This is a genomic window from Bacteroidota bacterium, assembly GCA_025059945.1.
In the GTDB taxonomy this organism is placed as follows: Bacteria; Bacteroidota; Rhodothermia; order JANXDC01; family JANXDC01; genus JANXDC01.
The window spans coordinates 239,308-257,374 of sequence record JANXDC010000015.1 but is presented as its reverse complement, the minus strand read 5'-3'; the positions used below and the strand labels follow the sequence as shown (position 1 = coordinate 257,374).

The 18,067-nt window shown below is 63.4% G+C and carries 11 protein-coding genes; all 11 read right to left on the bottom strand.

The features are described 5' to 3' along the window. Positions 1-4: 4 nt before the first annotated feature. On the bottom strand, positions 5-1,012 hold the full coding sequence (locus tag NZ993_09160) for a glycosidase (protein MCS7155954.1): 1,008 nt from the start codon (positions 1,010-1,012) through the stop codon (positions 5-7). Then, on the bottom strand, positions 1,009-2,439 hold the full coding sequence (locus tag NZ993_09155) for a hypothetical protein (protein ID MCS7155953.1): 1,431 nt from the start codon (positions 2,437-2,439) through the stop codon (positions 1,009-1,011). Before NZ993_09155 ends, NZ993_09160 begins: the two co-directional genes overlap by 4 nt. Positions 2,440-2,444: 5 nt before the next feature. After that, complete coding sequence (locus tag NZ993_09150) at positions 2,445-3,281, bottom strand: carbohydrate ABC transporter permease (GenBank protein ID MCS7155952.1); 837 nt, start codon at positions 3,279-3,281, stop codon at positions 2,445-2,447. Next, entirely contained in the window at positions 3,274-4,146 is an 873-nt protein-coding gene (locus tag NZ993_09145) for a sugar ABC transporter permease (protein MCS7155951.1), read from the bottom strand. Before NZ993_09145 ends, NZ993_09150 begins: the two co-directional genes overlap by 8 nt. Before the next feature lie 3 nt (positions 4,147-4,149). After that, the gene (locus tag NZ993_09140; GenBank protein MCS7155950.1) at positions 4,150-5,454 is read right to left on the bottom strand and encodes an extracellular solute-binding protein; all 1,305 of its coding nucleotides are present in this window, start codon (positions 5,452-5,454) and stop codon (positions 4,150-4,152) included. Then, a complete protein-coding gene (locus tag NZ993_09135; GenBank protein MCS7155949.1) occupies positions 5,454-6,488 on the bottom strand; it encodes a PorV/PorQ family protein in 1,035 nt (344 codons plus the stop codon). Before NZ993_09135 ends, NZ993_09140 begins: the two co-directional genes overlap by 1 nt. Before the next feature lie 8 nt (positions 6,489-6,496). After that, positions 6,497-9,778 carry a hypothetical protein gene (locus NZ993_09130; GenBank protein ID MCS7155948.1) on the bottom strand — a complete coding sequence of 1,094 codons (3,282 nt, stop codon included), beginning with the start codon at positions 9,776-9,778 and terminating at the stop codon, positions 6,497-6,499. Beyond that, a complete protein-coding gene (locus NZ993_09125; protein MCS7155947.1) occupies positions 9,775-11,511 on the bottom strand; it encodes a hypothetical protein in 1,737 nt (578 codons plus the stop codon). The genes NZ993_09130 and NZ993_09125 overlap by 4 nt, the downstream gene beginning before the upstream one ends. Before the next feature lie 19 nt (positions 11,512-11,530). Then, positions 11,531-14,179: a TonB-dependent receptor gene (locus tag NZ993_09120; GenBank protein MCS7155946.1), complete on the bottom strand. Its 2,649-nt coding sequence runs from the start codon at positions 14,177-14,179 to the stop codon at positions 11,531-11,533. Between the two features lie 74 nt (positions 14,180-14,253). Next, on the bottom strand, positions 14,254-16,902 hold the full coding sequence (locus tag NZ993_09115; GenBank protein MCS7155945.1) for a T9SS type A sorting domain-containing protein: 2,649 nt from the start codon (positions 16,900-16,902) through the stop codon (positions 14,254-14,256). 71 nt (positions 16,903-16,973) lie between these two features. Next, positions 16,974-18,008 (bottom strand): LacI family transcriptional regulator, encoded by a 1,035-nt coding sequence (locus tag NZ993_09110; protein MCS7155944.1) that lies wholly within the window; start codon positions 18,006-18,008, stop codon positions 16,974-16,976. Between the last annotated feature and the right edge of the window lie 59 nt (positions 18,009-18,067).

Genomic DNA, 18,067 nt, shown 5'->3' with positions numbered 1-18,067 from the left:
AGGGTTATCCTTTTAGCACGCAGACGTCCAGGAGCCAACTCAGCACGGCGTCAAGGGGCGCTCGGGCAAGCCCAATCCGCTTGTCGGCCGCCCCGTAGTAAACGTAGAGCTCATCGCCCAGCACAACGGCGCCCTGGGGAAAAACCACGTTCGGCACGTCGCCATGGCGTTCGAAGTCAAGCTCGGGCTCCAGCAACGGGATCGGGGAGCGGGCCACGACCCGGCTGGGGTCTTCCCGGTCCAACAGGGCCGCGCCCATACGATAGACATGCCGGGCGTCGACGCCATGGTAGAGCAGCAGCCATCCGTGTTCGGTCTCGATCGGAGTGGGGCCGGCCCCGATCTTTTTGGCCTCCCAGGGGAACTCCGGGCGCAGGATCGTATGCCGCTCCAGCTCCCGCAGATGGTCCCCCCAGTAATGAGCCGGCGGATGGCGCAAGGCCTCTAGGCTATCAAACCAAGCCAGCTGGATAGAGGGCGCGATCCGATGTAGCAGACCGATGCGACCCCCGATGGGTCGGGGAAAGAGCACGGCGTCTTTGTCCGTGTGGTCCGGCCCGATGAGGCCCCATTTTTCTATGCCTAGAAAATCGCGCGTGGCGGCTAGCGCGATGCGCACGCCCCCCGGCACCTCAAAGGCCGGCCGGCCCAGGGCCGTGTAGGTGATCAGGTACCGATCGCCAAAGCGGGCTACCCGAGGATCTTCGACCCCGAAGCGCTCATAGGGCTCTTCGGGGCGCAAGACGGGCTCCGGATGCACCGTAAAGTGCACCCCATCGGTGCTCCAAGCGTAGCCGATACAGGACACGTACGGCTCAAAACCAAAGGCCGCCTCGTAGGGCCGGCTCTGAGGCAATCGGACCCGACGGTATCCGGCCGCGACGGCCCGAAATAGCAGATGCACGCGTTCCCCGTCGTACCAGGCGCCGGGGTTGAAGACGGCCCCGCTCGCCCAGGGCAGCTCCAGCATTGGGCCCAGAACGGGCTGACGTTGGCGAACAAAGAGGCTCATGATCCCTGCATGCGCGACAAAAACGCCTCCAGGGCGGCGCCCTGAAGCACCTGTAGCGTCTCTTGGGTTAGATTGAGCACGATCGCCACGCGTTGGGTTTGCGCTTCAGAAGGAACGGCAAAGAGCCGGTATCGATACCGTTGCCCGTCTAAGACGCGCTCTTGTTGCGGCCCCAGGGCGCGTGCTCTAAGCCAGCGGCGGGCTTCGGGAACGCGCTCGAGTTCCAACATCACCAGGAGCGCTTCGATCGTAGATTCCGCCCCCGCGTTGCGGTTGACCTGGCCGGGTCCGGGGATGCCGTCGTAGCCCCGGCCGGTGGTCGGATCGTATAAGGGCTGGCCCGCGGGGTTGTTGCCCCAAAACCAGGAGGCGGCCAGCCCAGCCATAACGGCGTATTCGGAACGCCCCGTGTGGGTGTACAGCCGCAGCAGCGCCATGACCACGGGACGCACCATATAGGCGATCTGCTCAAAAAGCTCGATTTGGGTCGAATCCGAGAGACGAAACTCCCGCATCCAACCCTCTAGGAGCAACCGGCTGTAGAAGTGCCGGGCCTCGTATTCGGCCTCCCCCGGCCGGCCCGCTTCAACCAGGGCCCAGGCTTGGCTGTTCCCCCATCCGTGCCAGAGGTCACGCCAGGAGGCGTGCGCCCCCCAGGGGAATCGATTCATGGAGCCCCAGCGCATGCGGGCGATGCCTTCGGCGAAACGCTCAATGAGCGCTTGCCAGCGCGCATCAGAGGCGGCGCGTTGTACGGCCACAAGCCCCAGCAGCAGTTCGCTTGTCGCGTCGGCCGCTTGTTCGCCGACGAGCCACGTGGGGTAAAGTCGCCCCCCATAGGCGCTCATCTGGGGATAACGGGCCGCGAGGGCTTCCAGATGCGGCCGCAGGCGCTCTAGCCGCCTTCGACAAGCTTGGGCGAAGTCCGGATTGGCGGCGGCAAGCACGCGCGCCCCTTCGCCTAAGGCCCAGGCGGCCCGAGCCGCCCACCAGCTGACCCCCTCGGCGCGGCTGTTGGGGTGCGTAGTGTTGATGCGCAGCCCTTCGTCCCAGACGAAGTTGTAGAAAAGCCCGTCTTCGCGCTGCAGGTACATGACAAACCGCAGCAGGGCCTCGGCCTTTTGGCGGGAGTCCTCCGCGCCGGTCAGCTCATAATGACGCAGGTACAACACGGCGGCCCGCGCCGCATCGTCCAAGCAGGCGATCCCCTCATCCGGATCCCCCACCCACCGGTAATCCGGGGCCTCCGCGTAGATGCGCACGATGCGGTAGCGCACCCCGCCTACGGTCAGCTCTTGGCTCAGGTGCTCCAGATGACGGAAGTTGAGCAGCGGGGAAGCCGCATCCGGCTCCGCGGGTCCGGAGGCGGCGCTGCAGGAGAGCGCAAGCGAAGCAAGCAGGCAGGGCCCGCGTAGCTTGAACAGCATCGTCCCTATCCTTTTAACCCCGTTTGGGCCAGGCTGCGTACGAAATGCCGCTGCAGAATCGCATATGCCGCGACCACGGGAAGCGCCAGCAACACGGCCGCCGCCAGCTGCGGGCCCATCTGGGCCTCGGCCCCACCCCCCACGGCGAAAAGTGTCACCAGCTGAGGTAGGGTCATCCAGCGCTCATCGCGCACGACCATAAGCGGCCACAGCACTTCGTTCCAGGTGCTCAGGAACGTGAGAATCCCCACCGTCGCGAAGGCGGGCTTGGAAAGGGGCCAGACGACCGTCCAGAGCAGGCGCCACTCAGAGCAGCCGTCTAAGCGAGCCGCATCCAGCAGCTCCTGCGGAATGCTTAGAAAGCTTTGTCGGAAGATGAGCACGGCCATAGCGTTTGCCGCATAAGGGGCGATGAGCCCCAGAGGGGAATCCGTCCAACCCAGCTGCACGATGAGCGTATATAGCGGGATCAAAAGCAGGATGCCCGGAACGGTCATCGTGAAAAGCGCGAGGTTGAACAGAAACTCCCGGCCGCGCCAACGCAGGCGGGCCAGGGCATATCCCGCCATGGCGCCCGTCAGCAGCACCAACAGCGTAACGGAGCCGGCCACCAGCAGGCTGTTGGCCAAGCCCCGCAGTATGGGCAATCGTTCCCAAACGAACCGATACGATTCCAGGGTCCAAAAGCTTACAGGCCAAGGCGTAAGGGCTCCGACCTCCGGCTCGGGCTTAAAGCTCGATCCCAGCAGCCACAAAAAGGGTCCGGCAAACAGCAGCCCGCCTGACACCAAAAGCCCATAGGCGCCTAGCTGCGCCCACAGCGGCAGCTTATGCTTAGCCATGCACACGCTCCTCCACCCAACGACGCTGCAGCCAGACAACGACGAAGATCACAAGCGCATAGCATAGACCTAAGGTGGCCGCGTAGCCCATATGATTGAAGTAAAAGGCCTGCTGGTAGATGTAGAGCATCCCCGAAAGCGTGGCGTCCATCGGACCGCCGCCTGTGAGCACGTACGGCTCGATAAAAAGCGAAAACCCGCCTATGGTGGAGAGCACCACTACGGCCACCAACGTGGGGTTGAGCAAGGGCAGCGTGATGCGCCAAAACATCTGCCAGGCTCCGGCCCCCTCTAGACGTGCGGCCTCGTAAAATTCCTCCGGGATCTGCTGCAGGCCCGCCAAAAACAGCACCACATAAAGTCCCACGTTTTTCCAGGTGGCGACCAGGGCGATCGAGGGCATGGCCCATCGCTCCGAAATCAACCAGGGCACCCGCCCCAGCCCCAGTTTGCGCAGTAGCTCGTTAAGCGCCCCGTTCTCGTAGGCCAGAAGCTGCTGAAACAGCAAAGTCACCACAACCCCGGAGACGACCACGGGCAAAAAATACAGGGCGCGAAACAAGCCCCGACCCCGCAAGGGCTGATTGAGCAGCAGGGCCAAACCCAAGGCGAGCGCGATCTGCAGCGGAATATGCACGGCCAAAAACAGGCCGGTATTCCATAGGGCCCGGAAGAAAAGCTCATCGCGCGCAAGCCGAAGGATGTTCTTCAGGCCCACGAACTCCATGGGGGTGAGCACATCCCAGCGGTGCACGACCAGCAGGGCGGCAAACAGCAAAGGATAGCCCAAGAACAAAAGGCCGTGCAGCACATACGGGGCTACGAGCGCGTAGGCCGGGTTGAGCCGAAGGCGAAGCCTCTTCATACTCTAGGAGGCCCACTCTTGAATCAGCCGAATGCGCGCTACCAGACGTCGGACCGCCTCCTGAGGCGAGACGCGGCCGTACACGGAGGCGCGCTCGAACTGTCGGGCTACCGCGTCCAGGATCTCTTTTAAATCCCGTACCCCGTCTACAGCCCGGCTGTAGGGCACCTGCTCGGCGAACCGGCGCAGCTTAGGGTGGCGGGCGAAAATCGGGGCGAAATCCGGATCCTCCAGCAAGCCCCGACGGATGGGTAGCTGCTGAGCCCGCAGCAGCAGCAGCCGATCGGCCTCTTCGGAGACCAGGTACTGCACAAAACGCCACGCGGCCTCCGGATGACGGCTTGTGGAGAAGATGGCGATGTTTTTGTGATCCCCGTAGGTGTAGACCGGACCCCGGTGACCATCGGGCACGGGAAGCGGCGCGTAGTCGTATTCCAGATCCGGGGGGGCGTACTTTTCCAGATAGGCCAGGATCCACGGACCTGTGAACTCCGTGGCGATGCGGCCATTTAAGAAGGCGTTGCCGACCAGCGTGGAGCGTGGATAGTATCCGCGCTCAAATAGAACCTGGAAGAAGCCCAAAACCTTGGCCGCCGCGGCCGTATCGAGCACAAGCCGGCCCTGCGCATCGAAGAGGCTCCGGCCCCCGGATGCGGCCAAGTAAAAGGCGTAAAAGTCAAAGTAGCGCTGCCACCAAATGGGCCGGATGTCGCGAAAGCCCATCCAGCGATCCGGGGTGCCGTCTCCGTCCAGATCGCGCCGAAGGCGGGCGGCAGCCTCCAGATATTCCGAATACGTGCGGGGCGGTCTGGAGAAGCCCGCCTCCCGAAGCAGCCGTACATTGTATTGCATCAGAATCGGGTTGGTCTTCCAGGGCAGCTGGTAGACGCGCCCGTCGGCGGAACGAAATGCCTCCAGCATCCCCTCCGGAAGGCGACTCCGAACGAGCGAGTCAAAGCCCGGCATCGCATCCAGGGCCAGAAGCGCCCCTGCGCGGGCCAGATCCGGCACTATACCGGGCCAGATATTAGAGCACACATCCGGCGTGGTGCGGGCCGCCACAGCGGCCAGCAGCACTTCTTCGCTGGACTGCCCAGCCGGAAGCGGCTGCAGGCGTACGCGCACCTCGGGATGTCGTCGGTTCCAGGCTGCCACCAGCTCTCGCGCTATGGCGACCTCATCCGGATTAGGGGCGCACCAGTAGAGCAGTTCAATCGGACCTGTCGAGGCCTTCTGCGGCGGCGGACGATCCGAGGCGCAACCCAACGCCAAGGTCCAGAGCCCCCAGAGCCAGGCGCGATGGCGCATCAGAAGCTCACCCCCAGACTGAGCACATGCACGGCGCCCAAGCGCCCAAAGGCGCGATAGGCGTAATCGATGCGAGCTCGGCCTCGCGGATAGGGCAAAGGCTGTAGCAGGCCCAACCCCCAGCTAAAGCCCCCCTCTCCGTCGCGCAGAAGGGCGTTCTGATAGCCTAGACGCAGCCACAAGCGATCTCGGAAGCTGTACTCCAACCCTCCGTTCAGGGACTGGTAGTTGGAGCTCGGATAGACGGCGTCGGCCGCAAGCGAGAGCCGGTGAAACGGGGTGCGCAGGGCGGTCGTGGCGACCCCGACCTGAAAGTGCACGGGCAGGCTCCAGGCCTCAGTCTCGAGGTTGGCCGGAATGCGGCTGTTGTTGCCGAGCTGGCGAGGGTCGGGGTCGACAAAAACGCGCAGATCGCGCCCCGAAAGGCGCATATCCGTGCCGAAGTTGGTAATAGAGGCCCCTATTACGAGCCCGCCAAAGAAATCGGTACGGAACTGCGTCCCCAGATCCGCAGCAAACCCGACAGCCGAGGTGTGCCAAATGCGCTGCTCGATGTACTTGACCGTAAAGCCGATCGAGAAGCGATCCGTGATAGGGCGTCCATAGGAAAGCCCTACGGCCAAATCCGAGGCGCCAAACCACTCGCCAGTCCCCTCCGGACGGTCCTCGGTGCGCACAAGCATCTCCGGCATACCCAGGCGGGTGACAGAGACCCCCAAAGTCCCCCAAGGATCTAACCTGAGGGCCACACCTAGATAGTCGAAGGTCAGTTCCGCCAGCCAGCGGCTGTGGGTCAAAAACGCCTCATGAGCACTTAGCTGGGCCAGACCAGCCGGATTCCAATACAGCGCCTCGGCGGAATTGGCCAGGGCAACAAAAGCTCCGCCTAGGCCTTGGGCTCTAGCGCCAACGCCGATCTCCAGGAAAGCCGCTGCCGTAGTGCCCACCTTGGATACGGGCCGGTTTTGCGCACCCAGCGGTCCGCAAAGAAGGCCCCAGCAGAGCCAAGACAACGCAAGAGCGCGCGCGTGCATCTTCCCGCCTACTTGATTACAGCAAAGCGACCCACGTATTCCCCGATGCCCGGAGCCTCAACGTGGAAGATGTAGACCCCGTAGGCGATGTTCATGCCGTCCTTGTTCGTTAGGTCCCAGGCAAGTTGGCCGTTGTCCAGATCCGATTTGTGGTAAAGCGTCTGCACCAGGTGCCCCGTGATGGTGTAAATCCGGATCGTGCACTCCGGGGGCAAATTGCGGAAATACAGCCTGCGTTCGCCCCGGCCCGCTTTGTAGGGATTGGGAGGCTCAAAGAGGCTTGTGGCCACGTAGGGGTTCGGCACCACATATATGGTGCGCAGCCGTTCGCGAGCCCGTTCAGGGTCAAAGGCAGGGGGTGTGATTGCGAAGCTCACCTGATCGCCCGTTTGGAAGGGCTTTTCGGTGCGAAAGCGCAGCACCGTGCCCGGACGCGGCGGGATGCGCGGCTTTCCGGGCTCCAGATCCGGATCCGGTGGCACGATCCGAATCGCCCAAGAGGCGCGCCAGCGCCCGCCCTGAAAGACGGGGGGTTCGCCGGGCCGCTCGCCCATGACGAGAATAATCAGATCTCCGTGGTCATAGCGACCGTTGCGCAGGGAGTCGACGTCCTCGATCAGAATAAACGGCTGCCGTTGGCCTGTGGTGAGGTTTTGGATGTAAAAGGGCGTCGGGATCTCGCGCAGGCCGAAGGCAAGACGCCGGGAAGTGTCGGCAAAGCCCTCCGTGAAGCGCACTTCAAAATCAGCCGGCAGAGGCTCAAAGCGCGTGGCAACGACCGTGCTGACCGTACCCGGCCGCACAAGAGGGGCATACGTACTCCTGCGGTCCGTGAGCCGAACGCTCGTATCGATTAGAGCCACCTGAGTCGGAGAGCGCAGCTCCGCAATGAAGCCGTCGTACAAGGGTAGCTCCCGACGCCCGTCCTGGATGAGCCCTTCTTCAAGCAGCTGTCCCGTGGTGAGGTTTTCCAGGCGGTAGCGCACCTGGGCCCCGTTGCCCCATGGGGAGGGATTTTGAAAGGTGATCCGATAGCGCGCCGGCCGCTCGATCATCGAGGGGGCCACAATTTGCACCTGAATCGAGCCCGTGCCCACGGTGCGGACCTGCCATTCGAGAAGCTCCGGCGGCACATATCCGGCGGCCGGAGGCCGGGGCGTTACGACCGCTGTGTTCACGTCCGTGTAGTAGCGCCCCCCCGGCAGGGGCTTGATCACGGCCGTGGTCATGCTCGGTGCAATCCCCCGTACGGTGCCGTCCGGGTTTGTGGCAACCGAACCGTCTACGTTGCGCTGGATCCAGCCCCGATCGTAGGCGACGACAGCGTAGAAGTACGTGGTGCCGTTGCGCACGTCGCGGTCGATGAAGCTATGCTGCAGGCCCGAGTCCGTGCCCAGGTTGAACTGCACTCCGTTTATGGAGACGGGATGCGGCCCCCGGAGGCCGTTTTTAAGATCAAACTGGGCGATCGGCTTCTGCAGCGTAGGGTTGCCGTAAGCGTCCGTGATAAGGAGGTTTTCCAAAAAGTTGGGTTCGGTGGACTTGAAGATCATGTAGCCCTCGAAATCGCGCTCGCGCGTAAAGGGGTCGAAGGAGCGCTCGGCCAGATCATCCCAGACGAGCACCACCTGTCCGTCGCCGGCGAAGGCGCGCAGCTTGGGCTTGTCTGGAGGCCGAGCGAAGCGGTAGTTGGCGTTGTAGATCTGCTGAACCGTTTCCTTTTTGCGCGCCAGCGCGGAGTTGTCAATCCGCCGCGGATCGGTATAATCCTTCTCCGCGAACAGAAGCGCCATCGAAAAGCGCTCCGTCTGTCCAACGCGTAGCGGCAGGGGCCCTGAGGAGAAAAACATGCCCAGGTTCCGGCCGCCGGCTAAGACGGTATCCAGCGGAGGAAGGCCACGCGAAAAGAGCCGGAAGTTCTCCTCATCATCGATGAGTTCATAGCGATGCACATCGAAGATGGCGAAACCCGTAAGCCCAATCTGATCGGATTCGTCCTTGTCCGTGGCGTCGAAGTTGGGCTCTCCCGCCGTCGGCATCCCGTCGCCCTCGCCCGCATCCGGGCCCTCATAACCCGGCATGCCAGGTCCAAGCCCATCGGCCCCCAGGTCGTCGTTTAAGGGTTCATCCGGATCCCAGCGGCCGTTGCCGTTTAGGTCCTCGAAACCCACCCAGTTCAGGTTCTCATCACCCGTCCACCAGCGCCCTATCCGATAGGCGGGGAGATCCTCTAGAGGGCCGTAGAAGCGCTCAAAGCGGACCAGGTTGTAGCGGGCCCGCAGGTAGGCGCCTATGGCCTCTTTGCCCACGATGAGCTGTCCGGGGCCGGAGTCGCGGCGCTCGTCTGTGATGCCGTCCTCGTCGTCGTCGCGCGCGTTCGTGTGGTTACCCGGGGACTCTAGAAAAGCGTATCCAGCCGTGCCCACGGGGGCCCATCGGCCCGGCGTGCCGATGCCGTCGGCGTCCCAAGCAAAAGCCAGGTCCCAAAACGTATTGTAGGCGCCTTCATCATCACCGGAGTCGTCCGTTCCTCCCACGCCCCAGTCGATGTACTGAGCGAAGTACGCCTCATCGTAGGAGGTCTTGCCCTCGTTGGTGATCTCGTAGTGCCAGAAGATCACATCCTGCGCCAGAGGATGGCTCCATTGAAAGCCGCGCGTGGCCACTTCCAGGCCCAATCCGCCCCGGGTCGTGTCCGAGGGATCCGGGAAGAACCGATGCGGGGGCAGGGTCCACTCCCGATCCGGGCTATCGTCGAAGACGAAGTACGTCTCCACGTCGGCGTTTTGGACCCCTTTGCCAAAATAACCGTTCCAGAAGCCGGCCCAGTCCATAGGCCGATCCGGCCAAAACGGGGGCCAGGTGCCGGGATCATCAGACCGGGCGGGGGAGGGCTGACGCGGATTCGCATAACCCGGCAGTGGGGCCCACCCCCAGGGCACCTTCGTGATGGGGTCCCGGTCGATGAACTCCCGATAGTTCGTGCTCATGGGATAAATCCACTGCCCCCGGCTGTCGCGCGTGCGGGCGGAGACGACCACAGCCACCCCGTCTACGTAGGACCGGCCGCTGCCCTTGGGCCATTCCCCGGAGGGTTGATCGGGCCAACGCGCCACCTCGCCGTGATTGGCGAAGAGCGTACGGACCCGGTTGCCGTCCAGAACCCCCCACTGCGTCCACTTGTTGTCGCCCTTGTTGGGATCGGGTTTGCGTTGCCCCCACGCGGGGGGAACGCCAAGGGAAAGCCAACCCGCCAAAAGAGCCAGCCCCAGAAGACCCGGGCGCCTCATTGCTCCTCCTCCTGTGCAGCGGGTAGAAGACGCGCCGCGTACAGGCGAGCGCGGTCCATGAGGTCGTACCACTCCAGAAGCGGATACACCGGCGGAGCGCTCAGAAGGCGAAACCCAAAGCCCAGCAGGCGCACAGCGAGCAAGTTGTGGGCGGTCCTGACAGGGGTCTCCTCTAGGGCCCGCAGATCGATGCGCACCCCGGCTTGTCGAGCCAGATGCGCGATATGCGCCTGCAGAGCTCGCTCCACGGCCTTTTCAAGCTCTTCCGGCTTAAGCTTGCGACGCGCCAACACGCGATAAAACGCCCACTGGCCCCGCTCCGGAAACGGACCCAGAATCTGCTCGATTTCCGAGCTCACAACGAGCGCCCGCAGGGGTTCCGCAAGAAGCGGAGCCAGCTCCTCCGTGGTATCGGCCGGCACGATGAGGCCCCGTTCCAGCTCCGAACGCAGGGACCGGGCCGCTTGCTCGGATGCGGCCTCCCAGCGGACAAGACGGACCCCGTAGGCCAGATCCGACCAGGCTTGCCGCAGGGAATCCGCAAACAGCCGCTGCCGGCGCCAGGCTAGGTAAGCGGTGCGCCACAGCTCCAGATCTCGCCTAAGCTCCGGCCGCTGCTCCAGGCCTCGCGCTCGGACCTCTTCAAGCAGGAATTCCTCCGCGATCAGCTCCCAAAGAACCCCCCGAAGCCGGTGGGCGACGGTTGGACCAAGCCGCACAACCGCAAAGGACCGGTGCGCAAGCCGGTCCAGCACGTAGCCCAAAGAGCGCCTCCAGCTCGGGGCCTCGATGAAGGGCTCCGGAAGCGCGTCCTGCAGAGCCGCGCGCAGCGCGGCCCAATCGGCGGCCAAACGCCGCAACGGCCGTCCCGGAGGGGCCTTTTCCGCCCGGATCGCAAGCCGCTCGGTGATCGCCCTACAGAGGCGTTCGAACAGCTCCTGCGAGACCTGGGCCGTTTTGCCCTGTCCGAAGGCCGATAAAAACGCGTAAAACCGATCCCGCTCCCGCCGCATGCGCAGGATGCGGGCTGTCTCGTAGCGCGCTTGTTCAAGATCCGCGGGCAGGACAAACGGGCGCCGCTGGCGCTCGCGAAGCTGTAGCAGGTAAAAACGCCCTTCTACCTCGATGGGACGGCCCACTTCGGAGGGCTTGAGCTCCTCGTACAGCTGGCGCTCTATAGGCTCATAGAAGTCGCCCCAGCGCCCGATCCGCCGCTGCCCCTCTTGACCGAGCGCGCGCTGCAGGGAGTCGAAGGCCGCTATAGGATCCGAAGCCCGAAGCAAGCTCGCGCGAGCGGCCTCCGCCTGCTCGGAGCTAGCCAGGACAACATAGGCGAAGTGAACCGGCTGTAGCCGCCGCCAAGCCGCTTCCTCTATCTCGCGAGCCGCCACTTGGACCGGCTCTCCGATCTCAACACGATAAAGCGCGTCCAAAAGCAGCATGCGCTCGATCTCATCGAGCAAAGTCCGCACAGGAGGGGCCTGATCCAGCTTCATCTGAGCCCCTTCTTGGGCCAACAGCCGCTCGGCGATCAGGGCCAACAGAAAGCCATGCTTGGGGACGTCTTGCAGGCGGCCTCGCTCCCGGCCGATCCATAGGCTCTGTTCGTAGCGCTCCCAAAACGTCTGCCGATCGATCGCCTCAGATCCCACCCAGGCCAGGGGGGTCCGGTCCTGGCCCCGTAGCGGCAGGCCGACTAGGAGCAGACCAAGTAGACACAAGCAACGCCGCATAGCGACACCGGTCCTTGCGCTAAAAGTCCACCCGCAGACCCAGTTGCACAAGCCGCGGCGGGGAGTAAAAATCGGGCCTGCGCAGAAATTCCTCCTTGGTATTCAGCCCCTGCGGCTCACCGGAATAGTAGCGCAGATTCGGAAAGGCCCGCCCTGTGTCCGTGTAGACCCCGATTTCGTTTCGGGTGTCGAATAGGTTGTAGATCCGCGCAAAGACGCCCCACTGAAAGGGGCCGGCTCGAAAGTAGCGCGCCGCGAACAGATCGAATTGGCTTGTGCCGGGCCGACGGGCTGAGTTCTCAACGGCGATGCGTTCGTCGGCGATCGAGGGGGTGTACGGAAGACCTGATCCCAACCGGCCCACCAGGGTGACGGTCCAACGATCCGGTCTGCCTAAGCTCAGGCTCAGGTTCAGCTGATGGCGCCGGTCCCAATCAAGGGGCACAAGCTGCTTTTCCGGCTCTACACCCTCCTGTTCGCTGATCAGCACCGAACGCGGATCGCTGGCGTTGCCGCGGGCGATCTGGAAGGTGTAATCGACGCTCAGCCCCCAGCCGTCCAGGTGACGCCGCTCAAAAGAGGCCAAAAAGCCCTTGACCTGTCCGTAGTCCCGGTTCACAAACCGGCCGTAGCGGGATAACGGAAAGGGCTCATCGTAGCCGGGGGAGATCTCCTCTAGCCGGGTGCCGAGCAGGTTGCGGATGTCCTTGTAGTACACCGTAAGGGTGAGCCCGATCGCGGGGGTTATGGCCTGTTGCAGCCCGATCTCGTAGGCCACGGTCTGCTCTGGGGCCAGATCGGCGTATCCGAAGGCCCGACTTAGCCCCCGTTCGGGGTCGTAGATGTAGTCGGGGTTCGTATAGAGGTACTCGAAAGCGGGCATCTGGAAGAAGTGCCCGTAGGACAGGTGCACCACACCGGCTTCCGAGAGGGGATAAGCCAGCCCCAGCCGGGGCGAAAGCTGCCATTTCGGTCGAGAGGGCCGACGAGGAGAAGTCCGAGGCCGGCCGAAATCCTCCAGCACCTCTCCTCGGGCGTTGAAGTAGTCGAAGCGCAGGCCCGCGTTGACGACCAAGTAGTCGAACTCCATTTTGTCCTGCAGGTAGGCGCTAAACTCGATGGGCCGGCGCCGATACTGGACGTGATCCGGGGTGTTTACGGGCGGAATGGCCGGCCTAAAGCCGGTCGAGGGGTTGTTTTTGACCTCGAAATCCCGCACGTAAAGCTCATGAGCCCGAAACTCAAGCCCCGTCTTGAGTTGATGCTGCCGCGTAAGCTGACCGGTAAAGTCGGCGCGCAGCACCCACGTTTGCGTGTAGCGGTGAAAATGCTGCATGCGCGCCCCGCCCCGGTAAAACGAGAAGTTGCCGCCCAGCAGGCGCAGGGCGTCATCCCGCGGGTAGCGGGGATCTAAGGGGTCTTCGTAGACGTAGGAGCGGAGCTCGTTGCGAAAGCGAGCCCCTTTAAGCTCGGCGAAGGCGCGCGGGCTAAAGACGTGTGTATACGTGGCCGTAGCCGACCAGGCGGTGCTGTAGCGGGTAGGCAAGCCGTCGGGGTTGTAGCGGAACAGGTGATCGTAGGCTTTGCCCCGGTCTTGTTGCCAAAGCCCACTTACCGAAAGCCGGTTTCCGCCCCAAGGCCGGATCGTGAGCTTGCCCTGCCAGGTGAGCTGTTCGCTCCAGTTCATCGGAACCCAGGCGCTATCGCCCAGAGCGGGCACGAAAACCCGTCGGCCCTGCACGTCGACCCAGGTACCTTCGCCTTCTCGCCAGCTTACGGGCCGCACGATGCGGCGCCCAAACAAATGCCCCTCGTTGTAGGCGTAACGGCCGGAGAGGAAAAACGCGGCACGCCGGCCCAAGACCGGAACAGGGCCGCTAAAGAGCCCCTGCCACTCTCGGGCTCGGTTGGGCCGGATGGGAGTAAGATGTGGGAAAAGCTGCCCTTCCCGGCTTACGTAGGAACCGACGTAGACGCTTGCCGATCCCGCGTATCGGTCCCCTCCATCCCGGGTGACGATATTGACCACGCCCGACATGGCCTGCCCGTATTCGGCGTTGAAGGTGCCGGAGATGATCTCAAGCTCCTGAATGGCGTTGTTCTGTACCTGAAAGGCGAAACTGCGTGAAAAGACATCGTTGATTGGGATCCCGTCGACCATGTAGGCCACCTCCCCCAACCTTCCCCCCCGGAAGCGGCCCTCTACGACGCCCGCCTGCAAGTTGATCACGTCTTGAAAGTTCTCCACGGGCAAAACGGCTAGCTCCTGAGCCGATACGGCTGTGGCCGTGGCCGTGAGATCCCGCTGCACAAGGGGTCGCTGGGCCGTGATGACGACCTCTTGCGTCTGCACGGCCTCCTCACGAAGAGCGAAGTTCACGATCGTGGTCTTGTCGATCTGCACCCGCACGTTCTCGACGGTCTGCGGAGCATAACCCACAAAGGAGGCCCGCACCGCGTAGGTGCCGGGCTTGACGTTTAGAATCGTATAGTAGCCCTCCGCGTCCGTAGCTGCGCCCTGCAGCGTGCCCACGATGACCACGTTGACCCCGGGCAGAGGTTCGCCCGTGCGCGCATCCGTAACGCGACCGGCGATCTTGCCTGTTGTGCCCGCCCAGGCAGGCGAAGCAAGCAGTCCGCCAAGAGCAAGCCATCCGAGCGCCCGCATACTCCGACGCATCCCTTATAGGCCGGCCTTTTTGAAGGGGCCGAGGCCGGTCAGGGACCTCGGCCCACGGGGATTTATTTGAGGAGGGTCATCTTGCGCACCTCCACCCGGTCTCCAGCCTCCAGCCGGTACAGGTAGACGCCGCTTGGCAGCGCCCCGGCATGGAAACGCACCTCATGGCGACCCGTCGGCATGGGGCCTTCCACGAGTACGGCCACGCGCTGGCCGAGCAGGTTGTAAACCTCCAGGCGCACGTATTCCGAGCGCGGCAGCTCGAAACGGATCGTCGTCTCCAACCGGAACGGGTTCGGGTAATTCGGGTGCAGGTACAGGTGCTCCGGAACCTCCAGCTGAACCGGATCTTGGTTGGACACAAAGAGCCGGTCGCCACCTAGGGGGACGATCGCCACGTTATCCCAGTACGTGGTCCCGGAGAAGTTGTGCCATTGGCGAAGCCGCAGCTCCATGCCCACGATCTGGGGATCCGCGGGCGGATAGAAGACGATCGCGTAATGTCGCCAATCCGCTGAGGCCTGCCGGGGCGCCAGGGGGATGACCATAGGGTTGTAGTCGCCGTTGAGCCGAACGTCTACCCCGCCGCGCTCACCCCATCCGGCGGCCCCGCCCTGCAGGTTCGTGTACCAGAGCGCGGTCAGCCCCACGTTGTAGTTGCCGAGCCCGATCGAGTCCGGGTTGAGCACCCCATCGTGGCGCAACCGGTAGCTGACCAACACGGGTTGACCGGGCGTGATGGGCACGCGCTGGCTGATCACGACAGCTTCGGAGGCACCCGGCCGATCGCGTTTGGTCATGCGCACGCTATAAGAACCTTGAAACTTTACGGCCTCATTCAAGGTCACCACGAAGGGCTGATTCTGTGGCCAATCGGACTTGCCCAAGGGGAAATCCAGCCACCAGTAGTACCAGCCCTCGGGCACGTCCATGTTGGCGTTGAAAAAGTCCCCGGGCCATCCTTCTACGCTTGGGTTGACCTTACGAATGAAAACGTCGTCCAAATAGACCGTACCGGTCGCATTAGCCCCTTTACGGAACGTGATGCGGGCTCTGCGCGCGGCCTTCTCGCCGGGGAATATGATCGGGCCGAGCCTGCGGCTGGAGATCTCCACCCACCCCCCGGTGGAAGCCTGAGCCTGCGGAACATCCAAAATCACGGGTCCACCCAGCACATCGCGCCCCTGAGCGTCGAAAAACTCAAAGACGAGCTGGAACTTGCCCGCATCCGTGGTGGGGTTCGTATTGACGTTCTCCGTCCAGACCCAGCCGCCCACCTCGATCTCCGGGTTGCGCCAGCCGGGGATGCCCTCCACCCAGTTGCGTACGGCCTCCCGCTGCGTCCAGCTGGCGGCCCCGGAGCCGGAGAGCTTGAGGCTATAGTTCGGGGTGCGGTAGCGCTCGCTTGTCCAGGTGGCCCCGGCCCCAGAAGGCTCCCAGTAAGCGGGACGGAAGATCTCAAATCCGCCGTTGGAGAGCAGATTGGGTAGGGCCGCAACGACATCGGAGACCTTGGCCACCACCACGTCGTCCCAGTACGTGGTTCCCTTGAAATCGTGCCATTGGCGCAGGCGGATCTCCATGCCCACGGCGCCCTCCCGAGGATAGACGACGAAGGCGTATTGCGTCCATCCCGCCGAGGCCTGCCGGGGCGCCAAGGGGATGACCATGGGGTTGTAGTCGCCGTTGAGCCGAATGTCCAGTCCACCGATCTCGCCCCATCCGGCGGCGCCGCCCTGCAGGTTGTTGTACCACAAGACGGTCAGACCCACGTTGTGGTTTTGCGTGCCGATCCGGTCTGGGTTGGCCACGTTCTCGTAGCGCATCCAGAAGCTCACCAAGTAGGGTTCTCCGACCGTGACGGGCATTCGCTGCGAGATGGCCACGGCCTCGGTCTGCCCGGGTTGATCCTGCTTGATCATCTGCAAAGCCCTCGATCCGCGGCGCATGCCTGCTGTGGTGGCGGTCACCACGAAGGGCTGATTTTGCGGCCAGTCGGATTGCCCCGCGCTGAAGTTGTTCCACCAGTAATACCAGCCCTCGGGCACGTCCATGTTGGCGTTGAAGATATCCCCCGGCCAGACGTTCTGGGCCCTGGCCCGGATGAAGACGTCATCCAGGTAGGCGGTCCCGACAGCGCTAGCGCCCTTTCGGAAGGTGATGCGGGCGCTCGTAGCGTCGCCCGGCAGAATCAGGGGCCCGATGGATTCGTTGCTCACTTGCACCCACCGGCCCGTAGAGGGCTGCTGTTGAGGCAAGTCGATCACCAACGGGCCGCCGAGCAGGTTTCGGCCCTGGCGGTCAAAAAACTCAAAGACGAGCTGGAACTTGCCCGCATCCGTGGTGGGGTTCGTATTGACGTTCTCCATCCAGACCCAACCGCCCACCACGAGCTCGGCGTTGCCCGGGAACCGAGGGGTCCAGTTCCGGATGGCCTCCCGCTGCGTCCAGCTGGCGGCCCCGGAGCCGGAGAGCTTGAGGCTATAGTTCGGCGTTCGGGCTCGCTCGCTCGTCCACGTGGCCCCTGCCCCGGAGGGCTCCCAATAGGCGGGGCGGGCGAGCTCAAATCCGCCATTGGAGAGCAGATTAAACGAAGACTCCGGGCTCAACAGATGACCCCAACCTTGCTGCGCTTGCGCCCAGGAGGCGCTCAGCAGAAATGCAACGACTCCCCAAGCGGGCCCACGCCATGGTTGTACCGTCCTCCACATAACCTGGCCTCCTCCGCTTAGTTTATTGTGCGCTGGCTGAAGGAAACCGATCCCTTCAGCTTGATGCCTGCTCAGCTTGTAGCCCGCAGCACCAGTTCAGTCGGCACCGAGATCGCATGCTGCCGACGGGCGTATCGGGGGGCGCTTGCTCCTTTTTCCTCAAGCAGCTCTAGCAAATAGCGCAGCGCCAGTTCCCCCAGCTGCTCCTTGAAAACCCGCACGGTCGTCAGCGGCGGACGGGCGCTAGCGGCCCCGTCGACGTCGTCAAAACCCACCACAGCTAACTCCTGAGGCAGCCGCAGACCGGCCTCTTCGGCCGCATCCAGCACGCCCAGAGCCAAGGCATCGTTGGCGCAAAAGACCGCGCTTGGACGTTCCGGAAGAGCCAGCAAACGCCGACCAAGCTCTAAACCCGTAGCCCGAGTGGGCTCTCGATCCGGGGCGGCGATGATCCAATCCGGCTCGAAGGCGAGACCCGCTGCGCTAAAAGCTAACCTGTAGCCGTCCAGGCGCCCGGCGATGCTCGGATGGCTCATGTCGGCGCCCACAAAAGCCACCCGTCGGTGTCCCCGCGCAAACAAGTGTTGCACGGCGGCACGGGCTCCCCCAACGTTATCGATCACCACAGCCGGACGTTGCCCGACTTCGAAGTCGATCAAGACCAAGGGCAGACCCGCGGCCTCCACCTGTTCAACAAAGGCTATGTCGACCTTGCCGGCGATGAGCACCCCATCTACATTGCGCTCCAACAGGAAACGCGGCACGTGCCGTTCCGGATCGTACGTGCGCGGGATCGTAGTGAGCAGCACGTAGTAGTTCTGCTGACGGGCCTCAAATTCAGCCCCCAGAAAGATGCGCGTATAGAAGGGTTCGCTTCGCGTAAAGTGGTCCTCCCGCAGCACAAAACCCACGTTACCCGTCTTGCGGCTCACCAAGACCTGCGCGGCCCGTGTGGGCACATAGCCCAACCGATGCGCTGCGCGCAGCACACGTTCGCGCGTCTCAGGCCGCACATAGCCCTTGCCGCTCATGACCAGCGATACGGTCGCGGCCGAAACACGCGCCTCAGCCGCCACATCCCGTATGGTGGGACGACGTTTTTGCATTTCATTAAAACGTTTTAGGCACTATATATAACGCCACCGGCTCTTTGTCAAGGCTCCTC

Excerpts from the sequence above, each read along its gene's own strand:
- NZ993_09160 (MCS7155954.1), bottom strand. The coding sequence starts at position 1,012 with ATGAGCCTCTTTGTTCGCCAACGTCAGCCCGTTCTGGGCCCAATGCTG.
- NZ993_09155 (MCS7155953.1), bottom strand. The coding sequence starts at position 2,439 with ATGCTGTTCAAGCTACGCGGGCCCTGCCTGCTTGCTTCGCTTGCGCTC.
- NZ993_09150 (MCS7155952.1), bottom strand. The coding sequence starts at position 3,281 with ATGGCTAAGCATAAGCTGCCGCTGTGGGCGCAGCTAGGCGCCTATGGG.
- NZ993_09145 (MCS7155951.1), bottom strand. The coding sequence starts at position 4,146 with ATGAAGAGGCTTCGCCTTCGGCTCAACCCGGCCTACGCGCTCGTAGCC.
- NZ993_09140 (MCS7155950.1), bottom strand. The coding sequence starts at position 5,454 with ATGCGCCATCGCGCCTGGCTCTGGGGGCTCTGGACCTTGGCGTTGGGT.
- NZ993_09135 (MCS7155949.1), bottom strand. The coding sequence starts at position 6,488 with ATGCACGCGCGCGCTCTTGCGTTGTCTTGGCTCTGCTGGGGCCTTCTT.
- NZ993_09130 (MCS7155948.1), bottom strand. The coding sequence starts at position 9,778 with ATGAGGCGCCCGGGTCTTCTGGGGCTGGCTCTTTTGGCGGGTTGGCTT.
- NZ993_09125 (MCS7155947.1), bottom strand. The coding sequence starts at position 11,511 with ATGCGGCGTTGCTTGTGTCTACTTGGTCTGCTCCTAGTCGGCCTGCCG.
- NZ993_09120 (MCS7155946.1), bottom strand. The coding sequence starts at position 14,179 with ATGCGGGCGCTCGGATGGCTTGCTCTTGGCGGACTGCTTGCTTCGCCT.
- NZ993_09115 (MCS7155945.1), bottom strand. The coding sequence starts at position 16,902 with ATGTGGAGGACGGTACAACCATGGCGTGGGCCCGCTTGGGGAGTCGTT.
- NZ993_09110 (MCS7155944.1), bottom strand. The coding sequence starts at position 18,008 with ATGCAAAAACGTCGTCCCACCATACGGGATGTGGCGGCTGAGGCGCGT.